Origin of the sequence: Methylocapsa palsarum (genome assembly GCF_900114285.1) — a bacterium.
Taxonomy (GTDB): domain Bacteria; phylum Pseudomonadota; class Alphaproteobacteria; order Rhizobiales; family Beijerinckiaceae; genus Methylocapsa; species Methylocapsa palsarum.
Genome location: NZ_FOSN01000004.1, coordinates 142,273 through 155,727 on the forward strand (window position 1 = coordinate 142,273; position 13,455 = coordinate 155,727).

Here is a 13,455-nt window from a genome sequence, read left to right on the forward strand (position 1 = left end):
GGCCCCGCGTTGGAAAGAAGACCGGCGAACTACCCGCCGGTCGGATAGTTCGGGCTCTCCCGCGTGATCGCCACATCGTGCACATGGCTTTCGCGCAGGCTCGCCGCGGAGATGCGGACGAAATTCGCGCGCGCCTGAAACGCCTCAATATCGACCGCGCCGACATAGCCCATGGCGGCGCGAAGGCCGCCCGCCAGCTGATGCAGGATCGCGGCGAGCGGTCCGCGATAAGGCACCTGTCCCTCGACTCCTTCGGGCACGAGTTTCAGGTGGTCCTTGATGTCCTGCTGGAAATAGCGGTCGGCGGAGCCGCGCGCCATCGCGCCGACGGATCCCATGCCGCGATAGGATTTGAACGAGCGGCCCTGATAGAGATAGACCTCGCCCGGGCTTTCGTCGGTCCCGGCGAACAATGATCCGATCATGACGGCGTCCGCCCCCGCCGCGATCGCCTTGGCGAGATCGCCCGAATATTTGATGCCGCCATCGGCGATGACCGGGATATTTGCGGCCCTGGCGGCGGCGGCGCATTCCATGATCGCGGTCAGCTGCGGCACGCCCACCCCGGCGACGATGCGGGTGGTGCAGATAGAACCCGGTCCGATGCCGACCTTGATCGCGTCGGCGCCAGCGTCGATCAGCGCCTTTGCGCCGTCGGCCGTCGCGACATTGCCGGCGACGAGCGCGACCTTGTTCGAGGCGAGCTTCAGCCGCGCGACCTGATCGAGCACGGATTGCGAATGCCCGTGCGCGGTGTCGACGACGATGCAATCGACCCCCGCGTCGATCAGCATCAGCGCCCGGTCGAAGCCGGCGTCGCCCACCGTCGAGGCGGCCGCGACCCGCAGGCGCCCTTCGGAATCCTTGCAGGCGAGCGGATGCAGCGTCGCCTTTTCCATATCCTTGACGGTGAGGAGGCCGACGCAGCGGAAATCCTCATCGACGACAAGGAGCTTTTCGAGGCGGTGCTGGTGCAGCAGGCGGCGCGCCTCGTCCTGGCTGACGCCCTCGCGCACGGTGATCAGTTCCTTCGTCATCAGCGCCGAGACCGGTTCCAGCGGATTGTCGGCGAAGCGCACGTCCCGGTTGGTCAGAATGCCGCAAAGCCGCGCCGGCTTGCCGCCGGGGCCGCGCTCGACCACCGGAATGCCCGAAATACCGTGGCGCCGCATCAGCGCAAGGGCGTCGGCGAGCGTCTCGTCGGGGAAAATGGTGATCGGATTGACCACCATGCCGCTCTCATAGCGCTTGACCTTGCGGACCTCTTCGGCCTGCTCGCCCGGATCGAGATTGCGGTGGATGACGCCGATGCCGCCCGCCTGCGCCATCGCGATGGCGAGACGCGCCTCCGTCACCGTATCCATCGCCGAGGACATGATCGGGATGTTCAGGCTGATCGTCGAAGTCAGCCGGGTCTTGAGTTCCGCGGCGCCGGGCAAAACCTCGGAATGCCCCGGAAGCAGCAGGACGTCGTCGAAAGTGAGCGCCTCGCCGAGCGAGGGGCGGATAATGGAAGTCAAAAGCCAACTCCTGCAGCGCCTCTGGCTGAGGCATCGCCGCCCCGGCCCTTGAGTTGACGACGGCTCTTAGCACGCCCGCCGCGGCGCGCAAAGGCGGCTTTGGCATATCTTTTGATGACGCCGGACGTTATTCCCTGCGCTTCACCCCCGCGCCAGCCCGCCCCGAACGCCGCAAGGATCCCTCGCCTTTGCCCCGCTATATGATTTCCGCCCTCGTCGTCGCCTGCGCCATGTTCATGGAGCAACTCGACGCGACCGTCATCGCGACCTCGCTGCCCGCCATCGCGCTCGACCTCAACGAGGATCCGATCTCGCTCAAGCTGGCGATGACCTCCTATCTCGTCTCGCTCGCGATCTTCATCCCGGTCAGCGGCTGGGTCGCCGACCGGTTCGGCGCGAAAAACGTGTTCCGCGCCGCCGTTCTGGTCTTTACCCTCGGCTCGATCTTCTGCGGCCTCTCGCGCAACCTGCCCGAACTCGTCGGCGCCCGCATCATCCAGGGTCTTGGCGGCGCCCTGATGACGCCGGTCGGCCGCCTCGTGCTGATGCGCTCCGTGGAACGTCGCGACCTCGTCCGCGCGCTCTCCTTCGTCACGATCCCGGCCCTGCTCGGCCCCATCGCGGGTCCGCTGCTCGGCGGCTTCATCACCACCTATTTCCACTGGCGCTGTATCTTCTGGATCAACGTGCCGATCGGCGCCCTCGGCATGGCTCTCGCCACCTTCTACATCGACAACGTCAAGCCGGACGCGATCTGGCCGCTCGATTTCAGGGGGTTCTTTCTCTCCGGCGCGGGCCTCGCCGCGATGCTGTTCGGCCTCGCCACGGCCGGACGCGGCCTCGCGCCCGTCGAGCTTTCCCTCGCCCTCACCGCCATTGGAGCGCTGACGCTGGCGGCCTACGCCGCGCATGCGCGCCGGGCGCCTTTTCCCCTGCTCGACCTCAAGCTATTTTCGCTGCGGACCTTCCGCGCCAGCGTTCTCGGCGGCGCGCTGTTTCGCGTCGGCATCGGCTCGATCCCGTTCCTCCTGCCGCTCATGCTCCAGATGAGCTTCGGCATGAACCCGTTTCAATCCGGGTCGATCACCTTCATCTCTTCGGCGGGCGCAATGGCGATGAAGGGCACGGCGCCGCATATTTTGCGCCGGTTCGGCTTCCGCTGGGTCCTGATCGTCAACGCCCTCCTCAGCGGCGTTTTTCTCGCCGCCTACGGGCTGTTCTGGCCGTCGACGCCGATCCTCCTCATGATGGGCCTCTTTCTCGTGGGCGGCTTCATCCATTCGCTGGAGTTCACCAGCCTCAACGCCATCGTCTTCGCCGAGATCGGGCACGAGCGCATGAGCCAGGCGGTGAGCCTCGCCTCGGTCGGCCAGCAATTATCGCTGAGCCTCGGCATCGCGGCGGGCGCGGCGGCGCTGCAGGGGATCGCCGCGCTGCATCCGGGCGCCGACGTCTTCGCCGCGGAAAACTTCCGCTGGGCTTTTCTCATCATGGGGCTGGTGTCGATGAGTTCGGCTTTGTCGTTCATGCGCCTGCCGCCCGACGCCGGCGCCGACATCGCCGGACGAGGCGCGACGCAAACGGACGAGATCGAGGCGGCGGGGGAGTAACTACAACATTCATTGATCGCGCGAAGAGACTATCGCGAGTTCGAGAATCATGGACCTCGGGCGAGAGACGCCCCCTTTTTTGGATTGACATGCAACTATTTAGTTGCCTATTATCCTGACGTGTTCGCTGATGAAGATAAAGTGTTCAAGGCGCTTGCCGACTCCAACCGCCGTTTCCTGCTCGATCGCTTGCGCGAAAAAGGCGGGCTGACGCTGGGAGACTTGTGCGAGGGCCGCGACATGAGCCGCCAGGCGGTGACCAAACATCTTGTTTTGCTGGAAGCGGCGAATCTTGTCGTCACCAGGAAACAGGGACGCGAAAAGCTGCACTTTCTCAATCCGGTTCCGATCCAGGAGATTTACATGCGCTGGATCGGCAAGTTCGAGCAAAACCGCCTTCAGGCGCTGCACAACCTTAAACAGGCCCTTCAGGAGGATGCCGATGACCAAGTCTGAATTCGTCTATGTCACCTATATCAGGACAACACCTGAAAAGCTGTGGGACGCCCTCACCAACAGCGAATTTATGAAACAATATTGGTTCGGCATGTCTTGCGAGAGCGAGTGGACGGCAGGTTCGCCGTGGCGATTGCAATTTCCTGACGGACACGTCGCCGACGCAGGCGAAATTGCCGAAAGCGATCCGCCGAAACATCTCGCCATCAGGTGGCGCAACGAATGGAAACCCGAGCTGAAAGCCGAAGGTTATTCGCTGTGCGTTTTTGAAATCGAACCTGAGGATGGCGCCGTCAAACTGACCGTCACTCACAGCATGGACAGGGCCGCATCGAAATCCGTCGAAGCCTTTTCCGGCGGATGGCCGAAGGTTCTGTCCAATCTCAAATCGCTCCTCGAAACGGGGCAGGTTGTGGTCAGCCGAACAGTGGATTGCCGGGGCGAGGCGGCGTAAGAATGCTTCCGTGACAAGGCTTGAACATCAGCCTCGCGGCGGCGTGGCGACGGAATCGTCGCGCGGCGGCCGGGCCAACGTATTCGCGGCAGGACTTCCGCTGGACATCCGTCGGTCATGGGGCTGGTGTCGATGAGTTCGGCTTTGTCGTTCATGCGCCTGCCGCCCGACGCCGGCGCCGACATCGCCGGACGAGGCGCGACGCAAACGGACGAGATCGAGACGGCGGGGGAGTGAGGAAGTTTCTGAGATGTGCAAAAATCAAGAGTTATGCACAAACATCCGACCCTTGATGGGAAAGTGGTTTTTCAGCGCAGGAATCAGGTGTGAATGTTTGGCCATACCTGCTCAAAATCCCACCACATAGATTGATGGCCATGCTCCGCCCCCTCGCCCTTTTCGCCATCCTCGTGCCCGCCGCCGCGATGGCGCAATCGCCGCCGCCTGACCCCGCCGCGCATCAGATGACGCATGAGCAGATGATGATGCACATGCATCACATGGCCGGGTCCAACTCTTCCAACCCCATCCCTGCGCAGCCCGGGCAGGACGCCTTCGCCGCCATTCAGGAAATCGTCGGCCTTCTCGAAGCCGACCCATCAACAGACTGGTCGAAGGTCGATATCGACGCGCTGCGCGCCCATCTCGTCGATATGAACAACGTCATCCTCTCAGCCGACGACAAAAACGAGAATGTCGAGGGCGGAATGCGCTTTACGATCACGGGCGCGGGCGCCGTCCGCGACTCCATCCGCCGCATGGTCATCGCCCACGCAGGCGCCATGGACGGCGCGGACGGATGGGGCCTCATTGCGTCCGAGATCGCGGACGGCGCCATGCTCATTGTGCGCCCGCCAGCTTCGGAGGCCGCCAAACTGCGCGGCCTCGGCTTTTTCGGCCTCATGACGCGCGGCATGCACCATCAGATGCATCATCTGATGATCGCCCGGGGCCAGAACCCGCACCCTTAAGCCGCTGCGCATTTCCCCCGCGCCGAAGCGCGCCCGGCCTCACGTTTCCCATGTGCATCCGCGCACCGCAGCCCGGCGCGGGCCGGATTATCACATGATCACACCGGGCGACGAGGCCCGAGGCGAACAAACTCAAAGGGGAATACAATGAAAACTCTGAAAATCGCACTGTTCGGCGCCGCGCTTCTCTCGACCGCCGCGATCTTCGCCGCCGCCGCTCCCGAGGGCAACGGCAATGTGAACACCGCCTCCTATGTCGCCCCCGAGGGCAATGGCTCGATCAACATCGCCTCCTCCGCCGCGCCCGAAGGTCACGGCGCGATCAACACCGCCTCGCTCGAGGCGGAGAGTCACGACCCGGCGTAATTTCGGCGCGACCCTCATCGATCGAGACGCCAATCATGAGTCTGTTCTTCAAGATCGCCCTGGTTCCGACGCTCCTGACAGGGCTGACCCTGTTCGGCATGAACGCGACGGGCCTCTCCCGCAGAAGTCCTTCTCCAATTGCGATGACAGGCGCGCCGTTCGAACACGCGGACGCCGCGTTTCTCGCCGATGGCCTTTCGATCCCGAACTGACGATACGGCCCGTCCGACTTTCCCTTGGCCTCCCGGCCCGACTTGGCCCCGTCAGGAACGACGGGGCCATTTTTTTCAGGGCGACGCGTCAGGCCGAATCGCCGGGTTTCCAGCGCCCGGCCCGGCGCGCCGTAGAAAAGCCAAGGCGCCCAGCACCGCCAGTAATGGCAGAAAGACGACCGACGGCTTGTGCGCGGCGAGCAGGCCCGCAAGGACGGCGCCGGCGCCATAGCTCAAGACGATGCCGGCCTGGCGCAGGGCGGCGCAGGACAATGCGCGCGGGCGCCGGTCCAGCGCTTCGGCCACAGCGGCGGCGATCGAGGTCAGCGTGCTGGTGAACACGACCGTGGAGATTCCCGATCGTCCCACGAGCCGCGCCGCCGCGCTTTGAACTCCCATCGCAAGGGACGCGATCCCGATCAATCCATACGCTCCCGCGCCGTGAGACGGCGGGCCGCCAAGCCGCCAGCCCGCCACGAAAGCGGCGAGAAGGCCAGTTTCAATCGCGAGCAGCAACACGACGACCCGCGACGCGGGGCGTCCGCGCGCGGCGAGATCGATGCGCGCGGCAAGGGCGGCGCCGACGAAAAAACCTGCGAAGGCAGTCAGCGGGCTCGAGGCCGCAACGAGGTCTCCGCGCCCGAGCGCGAGGCCGAGCAAGGCCGTATTGCCCGTCATCGCCGAGGGGAACACGGCGGCGAGATGAAAGAACGCAAGCGCGTCCATGCTCCCGGCGGCGAGGCCCAGCAGCGCCAGCCCGGCGTCGGCCGCGTCGAAGCGTTCACTGGCGGAGGCGGCGTCTTTCATGGCGGCGCTCCGGTCACGCGGGCGGCCCGCGAAACCCCGTCGCCAGCACATAAAGCTCGGCGGAATCGGCGCGGCTCGCCTGCGGCTTCACATGGCGGACGCTCGCGAATTCGCGTTTGAGGCGGGCGAGGAGTTCGCCTTCCGTGCCACCCTGGATGACCTTGGCGAGAAAGGCGCCGCCGGGCGCCAGCGCGCCGCAGGCGAAATCGGCCGCGAGCTCGACAAGTCCGACGATCCGCAGATGATCGGTTTTCTTGTGGCCCGTGGCGTTCGCGGCCATGTCGGACAAAACCACGTCCGCCTTGCCGCCAAGCCACTCGGTGAGGAGACGCGGCGCAGTCTCATCCATGAAATCCATCGTCCTGAATTCGGCGCCCGGCAATGGCTCGATGTCGAGAAGGTCGATGCCGATCACCCGTCCCCTGCCCTGCTCCGCGCCGATTGTTTTCGCGGCGACCTGCGACCAGCCGCCGGGGGCGGCGCCAAGATCGATGATCTTCTGGCCGGGTTTCAGGATCGGGTAGCGCTCGTTGATCTCGATCAGCTTGAAGGCGGCGCGGGAGCGATAGCCCTCGCGCTTCGCCCGCGCGACGTAAGGGTCGTTGAGCTGGCGCTGAAGCCACAGCGTCGAGGACAACGAGCGCTTGCGCGCGGTCTTGACCCTTGTCTTGAGGGAACGCCCGCCTTCGCGGCCGGAGGATGGCGGTTCGGTCACGGGCTTTTTTCAACCACGATAGGAGGAAGGGGATAGGCGTCCGGCTCCGTCTGCGAACGCAGCAGCGCCGCGCCGGGAGCATAGGCGCGCAGGACCAGATAGAACGCGCCCTCCGGCGCGGGGAGCCAGTTCGTCTCCTTGTCCTCGCCGGGGCTGTCTTTCTGGATGGCGATGGTGAGCGACCCGTCCGCGTTGAGACGCATCGCCGTGTCGTCGCTGCCGAGCGAATAACGGTGAATCGGATTGGGAACCGTGTAATTGTCGGCGAGACCGTAAAGCGTCAGCGACCAGAATCCAGGTTCGACGGTGGGCGGCAAGACCTTGAAGGTCACCGTGTAGCGCTTGTCTCCGGACAGGCGTTCGCCGTCGTTTCCCTCAACGCCGCCGATGTAGATCGCCTCGCGCGGCGTATTGGCCGTCAGGCCGTTTCGTGCGGTGACCGCCCTGTTGTAGTAATCGACGCCGAAATCGCCGATCGTCGGCGCTGGCGTCACCCAGCCGTTGCGGAACGACCCGTTCGGGAGCAACGACAGCGCCTTTCCGGTGAACGCCGCGACCTTGCGCATCGATTCGAGAACGACCGGTTCGACCTTGGCGCGGTCGAACGGCTGGCCGGGCGTCAAGCCGAGCGGCCTGAAAAGCGGCAGAAGCGCTTTCATCTGATCCTGCGGCGGAGGATTTTCGATCAGCGCGGCGGCGAGGATTTCCCAGAACTGGACTGGATCCCTGAACGACAGCGCGCTGACCGGAAGTTTCGAATCGGCGAATTCCGGCGCGGCGTAATGATAAACCGGCTGCAAAGGCGCCGGCTTGCCCGTCGCCGCCGAAAGGCCCTGAACCGTGATGGCGTCGAGCACCTCCTTGGCCGCCGGCAGATCGGCGCGATCGCGCACGTGCACCCGAGGCTGCACCAGCACCCAGCGCGTCGGGCAATCGATGCGTTTGACATTCGCCGGCAGCTTGCCCTTCCATCTAGGCCCCACGAGGGCGAACCTGCCTCCCTTGTAGCCGGTGGCGACGCCGCCCGCGTAAGCGAAGGCGTTGGTCCAGAAATCAACGATCTCGACCATGTAATAGCGCCCGTGAGAATCGGGGACCTGGAGAATGACCGGCTCGGCGGACAGATCGAGGAAGCCGAATCCATACAAGGTGTTGACGTTCGGCGTGACATAGCCAGCTTCCCGCGAAAGCTCCGGCGTCGAAATGTCGTCCATGCGCCAGATCGTGTTGGCTAGCGCCCTGGCGTTCGGCCCGACAGCATCGTTGTAGCGAAGGCTGTACATCGTCACGAGGGGAGCGCCCCATGTCGCGGCGGTGAGTCCCAGTGCGTCCGAATAAGCCTCCAGCGCTTTGGTCCGCGCCGCCTCCGTCTGCGAAAATGCGGCTTTCTTCTCCAGTTCGTATTCCAATTCGGGGGGCGGCGGCGCGATTTGCGCGTATGCGCAAGTTGAGCAACACAAGATGACGGCCGTCAACAATCCGATGCGAAATGAATCCGCGCCAGCCTTCCGAGCTTGAGCCGCACGCACGCGCGCCAGCATTTGTTGGGCGACGATCATTTCAATCCTTCAAACTAAATCCGTCGCGTTCCCGGCGTCGGGATTTCTCCCGCCTCGGCGCCAGAGCATATTCCGATCGGATCGAATCAATCCAATCGACAAGACTATGCTCAAGCTTTTGACTCTGGAGCGATTTCTGATCGATCGCATGACTTCATGCGATCGGAAAGCGCTCTGGAGCATATTCTGATTGGAGTGAATCGATCCAATCGACAAGACTATGCTCAAGCTTTTGACTCTGGAGCGATTTCTGATCGATCGCATGACTTCATGCGATCGGAAAGCGCTCTAGACGTCAAAATTTCAGATTCAATGGGTTGTGTCGGGGAGGCAGGCGCGCCAACGCAAGACCTTCGGTGCATTGAAATCAACGTTGAAAACGTTTTTATATTCGATCCTATCAATCAAATCGGCTGCTTGAAGCTTATCTCGTTCGCCCCGGCGCGTCCATGCGAGCAGGCGGCGCGGCTGCTTCCTCTTTCGCTGACGGAATCGGCGCTGATCAGCTGATGCAAAATTCCCTCGCGCAGCCCCCGGTCCGCGATGCGGACCCGCTCCGCCGGAAAGGCGCGGCGGATGGCTTCGAAAATCGCGCATCCGGCGAGAACGAGATCGGCGCGGCCGGCGCCTATACAACCATTGGCGACGCGGTCCTCGTAGGTCATGCCGCGCAGGATTTTGATGCTGTCATCGACATCGGCCGAAGACATCCACAAGCCGTCGACCCGATGGCGATCGTAACGGACGAGGCCGAGAAATACGCCTGCGATGGTCGTCACCGTGCCGGACGTGCCGAGGAGATGAAAACGTTTGCAATGGCGCCTCTCGCCGACCCTCTCGACGAAGCCGGCGAGTTCGCCGGAGACGTGGCCGATCATCGCCTCGAACACGGCGCTGGAGACCTCGAGGCCGCCGAATTTTTCCGCAAGAGTGACGACCCCAAGGGGCAGCGAGACCCAGCAGCGGACCCGTTCAGACAAAGGCGCGTCTGTCGCGCGGCCGCCTCTCGGCTTCCCGACGCTTGGACCGAGCCAGACAAGTTCGGACGATCCGCCGCCGATGTCGAATAAGAGCGCGCCTTCCGCGGCGGGATCGGCGAGCGATATCGAACCTGCGGCGGCGAGATGGGCTTCGGTTTCGCGGTCCACGATTTCGAGTTCGAGCCCCGTCGAATCATAAGCCCGCTCAAGAAATTCGGCGCCGTTATGGGCCATTCGGCACGCCTCGGTCGCGACAAGCCTCGCCCGGGTGACCCCGCGGAGGTCGATTTTCTGCCGGCAGACCTGGAGCGCGCCAATCGTGCGCTCGATCGCCGCCGGGTTGAGCCGCGCGGATTTCGAAAGCCCTTCACCAAGGCGGACGATCCTGGAAAATGAGTCGATGATGCGAAATCCGGCGCGGCCGCCGCCCGACGGTCGTGCGATCAGGAGACGGCAATTGTTGGTGCCAAGATCGAGCGCGGCGTAAACATGATCCTCGCCCGGACGATGATGCGACGCCAGAAACCGCGCAGGCTGGACGATCTTGCCCACATCGTTTTCTGGTGAGGTCGGCCCCGGAAGGATTGGCCCAGAAGACAAGTCAGCGCTTTCCACTGGGCCCAATTCAGAACTCCTGGCGTCGCCATGCGATCTTCAGATTGAAACTCTAGCGGCGGACCTCTCGGCTAGAGGAAAGTGTAACAACCCTTCAGACGAACGCCAAGCCCTGGCGGCCTGGCGCGTCGCGGCGGCGCTATTGGACCGGAGCCCCTGGCGGCGGCTTCGTCCCCGAAGGCGGCTGCGGCTTGGCCGGCGGCGGAGCCTGTTTCACCTGCTGCGGCGGTGGAGCCTGCCTCATTTGCTGCGGAGGCGGAGCCTGCCTCATTTGCTGCGGAGGCGGAGCCTGTCTCATTTGCTGCGGAGGCGGAGCCTGTCTCATTTGCTGTGGCGGCGGAGCCGGTCTCATTTGCTGTGGCGGCGGAGCCGGTCTCATTTGCTGTGGCGGCGGAGCCGGTCTCATTTGCTGCGGAGGCGGAGCCTGTCTCATTTGCTGCGGAGGCGGAGCCTGTCTCATTTGCTGCGGAGGCGGAACCTGTCTCGGCTGCATCGGCGGCGGCTGAATTTGCCTCGCCTGCGGCGGCGTTGCTTGCCTCACTTGCGGCGGCGAAGGCGCGACCGGCGCCTTGGGGGCGCTTTGTTGCGGCCTCGCCAATCCATTCGCCGGATTTGTCGGCGCGGGCTGGTCATGCGGTGCAAGAGCTGGCGCGAGGGTTCTTGGGGCCGACGGCGCGAGTTTTCCATTCGCTGAACCGGCGCCGGGGGCATTGACCCCGGAGGCGTGAGGCGGCGGGGCGGCCGCAGGAAGTCCTTTTCCCTGTGGCGATTGATGGCCTGTCGGCGCAGTGAGGCCGGGCAAAGCAGCGGGCGCGCCCGGCGCGGCGGGCTTCGCTTCGGTCGGCGCGACGGCGCCTGCGGGCGGAGCCGGCGCGGGTGGGGCGGCCGGCAGGCCAGGCTTCAACGCCGGCGCATGCCCTTGAACGGCCGCTGGCGGCAGCCCTGGAGCGGCCGTTGGCGGAAGCGCCGTGCCATGAGGCAGTTCATGGGTTGGCCCCGTGATGGGCGCGCCCGGCGCGGCGGGCTTCGCCTCGGACGGCGCGACGGCGCCTGCCGGCGGAGCCGGCACGATCGGGGCGGCCGGCAGGCCAGGCTTCAACGCCGGCGCATGCTCTGGAGCGGCCACTGGCGGAAGCGCTTTTCCCTGAGGCAGTTCATGGCTTGTCCCGACGGCGGGGGTCCCCGGGACAAGCGGCTTTGCCCCGGTCGGAGCAGCGGCGGCCGGCGGCGAAACCGGCGCGATCGGTGCGCCTGCCGGCGGCAGGGTCCCGCCAGGCCCGACCACTGGATGGAGCGGGCCAGCGCCCGCGGGCGCGACGCCTCCGGGGCCTCCAGCCGCGGGACGTCCCGCCTGTCCAGGGGGTTGAATCGGGAGCGGAGCCGCGGTGACGGGCGCGCCTGGCTGGGCTTGCGGCCCGCCGGAGCCGACCGGCTGCAGCGGCGCCGGAGCCACGGAACCTGGGCCTGATTGAGCCGCTCCAATCGGCCTTTGCTGGCCGAAATTGGGCTGCACGAGGACCCCCGGCCGGTAATCCGGCCGTCCCACCGAAACAGGGATTGGAATCGGGATCGGGATCGGCAGGAACCCCGGCTCGGGCGGCGGCGGCGGCGGCAGGTCGACGAACACCACAGGCGGCGGCGGCAGAAAGTAGACCGGCGGCGGCGGAGGCGGCGGATAGCCCCAGGAGTCGAAGACGAGCACCGGGCGGTCGATGATGACGTATTCCTCCTGGGGCGGCGGCGGCAGGCCGCCGAAATCGTAGGCGTCGAACCGCGGCGGCGGTTCAAGCGGCGCGGACAGATAGATCAGCCGGCGGCGGGCGTCCGGATAGTGAGGTCCGTGCGGATAGCGGCGCATATAGGTCCAGCAGGCGTCCGGCGTGTTGGCCTCGACCGTGCGCCGCCACGTCAACGCTTCCCGCCGCGCCGCCAGCAAGGCGCGAACGCGGCCGGCGAGAGGATCGCCCGGATAGGCCGCGAGAAAATCCTGATAGCCTGCGAACGAATCGCGCTCGATCGCGGCGGCGTAGGCTTCCGAGGCGACGGGAAATTCCCGGATCGGGCGGACTCGCAAGGCTTCGCTCGCCTGCGCGGCGGCGGGAGGCGGAGCGTCGGGAGCGCCCGGCAGCAGGACAAGCGGGGGGACGATCTTGGCGGCGTCCCAGGGCACGAACGCCCCCTTCGTCGTTTCATTGACCCGAAGGCGGACCCTTGCGAACGTTTCATCGATGGGCGCGCCGCCTTCGCGCAGCATCTCGGCAAGGGCCCTCGCGTAGGCGCCATAAGGCGCGGGCTCGTCAGGTGCGATGGTCCCCGGGGCGGCGTTGAAGGCGTAAAGCGCCCCTGGATCCGCGTCGACGAGGGCGAGGCCGCCGGCAAGCGGCTGTCCCTCGGCCGCGAAGGTATTTTTTCGCGCGGCGTCGAGGACCAGAATTCGCGCCCGCAGCGGCAAAGCGCCGAGGGCGCGCGAGAAGTCGGAGATGCGGAGCGCCTCGATCGGAACGTCCGCGTCATGCTTGATGATCGCTTCGACGGGAGCGAAGTAATTCTCGCCTTCGTATTGAAGCCCCAGCCCCGAAAGGTAGACAAACACGACCGCCTGTGGCCCGGCCTGCGCCGCCTTCGCGAGGAAATCGCGAAACGCCCGGCGAAGCGCTTCCTGATCGAGATTGGCGGCCCCGGTGACGTCGAAACCGGCCGCACGCAAACTCTCGGCGACAAGGCCCGCATCGTTGGCCGCCGTGGCCAGCGGCTGGTTCACATAATCCGCGTTGCCGATCACCAGCGCGAGCCGCGGCTCGGCTGGCTGGGCGAACGCCCTGGTCTCGACCGCGCCGCAAAACACCAGGCTCGCGATCACGAGGCCGCAAAGAGGCAATCGAAGCATTGCTTGAAATCCTGACATTCTTGCTTGAAATCCTGGCATTAAAGAACTGACCGCCGCGCGGTCTTTAAACAGAACCAGCGGCGCTGAATGCGCGATGAACGCTGTGGCGATTGATCGGGGGCCGGTATGGCGAATTCAAGATCTGGCGCCAGAGCATATTCCGATCGGATTGAATCAATCCAATCGACAAGAATATGCTCAAGCCACTCACTCTGGAACGATTTCTGATCGATCGCATGAAGTCATGCGATCGGAAAGCGCTCGAGCATATCCCGATGGGATTGAATCACTCCAATCGACCAG

Annotated in this window: 12 protein-coding genes; 6 read left to right on the plus strand and 6 right to left on the minus strand. The window is 65.0% G+C overall.

Features of this window, described 5'->3' with window-relative positions; translation table 11 throughout:
- Positions 1-29 precede the first annotated feature (29 nt).
- Positions 30-1,520 (minus strand): IMP dehydrogenase, encoded by a 1,491-nt coding sequence (gene guaB, locus BM177_RS06400; protein WP_091680077.1) that lies wholly within the window; start codon positions 1,518-1,520, stop codon positions 30-32.
- A 53-nt stretch (positions 1,521-1,573) separates the two neighbouring features.
- On the opposite strand from guaB, the gene BM177_RS06405 reads away from it, so the two are divergent.
- From BM177_RS06405 to BM177_RS19960, 6 genes are all read left to right on the plus strand, one after another.
- Complete coding sequence (locus tag BM177_RS06405; RefSeq protein WP_342028894.1) at positions 1,574-3,130, plus strand: MFS transporter; 1,557 nt, start codon at positions 1,574-1,576, stop codon at positions 3,128-3,130.
- A 120-nt stretch (positions 3,131-3,250) separates the two neighbouring features.
- Complete coding sequence (locus BM177_RS06410) at positions 3,251-3,586, plus strand: ArsR/SmtB family transcription factor (protein ID WP_091680302.1); 336 nt, start codon at positions 3,251-3,253, stop codon at positions 3,584-3,586.
- On the plus strand, positions 3,573-4,040 hold the full coding sequence (locus BM177_RS06415) for an SRPBCC family protein (protein ID WP_091680304.1): 468 nt from the start codon (positions 3,573-3,575) through the stop codon (positions 4,038-4,040). The genes BM177_RS06410 and BM177_RS06415 overlap by 14 nt, the downstream gene beginning before the upstream one ends.
- 377 nt (positions 4,041-4,417) lie before the next feature.
- Positions 4,418-5,011 (plus strand): hypothetical protein, encoded by a 594-nt coding sequence (locus tag BM177_RS06420; RefSeq protein WP_139223537.1) that lies wholly within the window; start codon positions 4,418-4,420, stop codon positions 5,009-5,011.
- A 147-nt stretch (positions 5,012-5,158) separates the two neighbouring features.
- Positions 5,159-5,377: a hypothetical protein gene (locus BM177_RS06425; protein ID WP_091680086.1), complete on the plus strand. Its 219-nt coding sequence runs from the start codon at positions 5,159-5,161 to the stop codon at positions 5,375-5,377.
- Between the two features lie 35 nt (positions 5,378-5,412).
- Complete coding sequence (locus BM177_RS19960) at positions 5,413-5,589, plus strand: hypothetical protein (protein ID WP_175492518.1); 177 nt, start codon at positions 5,413-5,415, stop codon at positions 5,587-5,589.
- 75 nt (positions 5,590-5,664) lie between these two features.
- On the opposite strand, the gene BM177_RS06430 is transcribed toward BM177_RS19960, so the two are convergent.
- The 5 genes from BM177_RS06430 to BM177_RS06450 form a co-directional block, all read right to left on the minus strand.
- Positions 5,665-6,396: a YoaK family protein gene (locus tag BM177_RS06430; RefSeq protein WP_175492519.1), complete on the minus strand. Its 732-nt coding sequence runs from the start codon at positions 6,394-6,396 to the stop codon at positions 5,665-5,667.
- A 13-nt stretch (positions 6,397-6,409) separates the two neighbouring features.
- Positions 6,410-7,111 carry an RlmE family RNA methyltransferase gene (locus tag BM177_RS06435; protein ID WP_091680094.1) on the minus strand — a complete coding sequence of 234 codons (702 nt, stop codon included), beginning with the start codon at positions 7,109-7,111 and terminating at the stop codon, positions 6,410-6,412.
- Positions 7,108-8,670, minus strand: coding sequence for a DUF1254 domain-containing protein (locus tag BM177_RS06440; protein ID WP_091680097.1), 1,563 nt, complete (start codon positions 8,668-8,670; stop codon positions 7,108-7,110). Before BM177_RS06440 ends, BM177_RS06435 begins: the two co-directional genes overlap by 4 nt.
- A 404-nt stretch (positions 8,671-9,074) precedes the next feature.
- Positions 9,075-10,202 carry a Ppx/GppA phosphatase family protein gene (locus tag BM177_RS06445; protein WP_425284374.1) on the minus strand — a complete coding sequence of 376 codons (1,128 nt, stop codon included), beginning with the start codon at positions 10,200-10,202 and terminating at the stop codon, positions 9,075-9,077.
- Between the two features lie 202 nt (positions 10,203-10,404).
- Positions 10,405-13,152, minus strand: a complete 2,748-nt coding sequence (locus tag BM177_RS06450) for a caspase family protein (RefSeq protein ID WP_244532162.1) — start codon at positions 13,150-13,152, stop codon at positions 10,405-10,407.
- Positions 13,153-13,455: the final 303 nt, after the last annotated feature.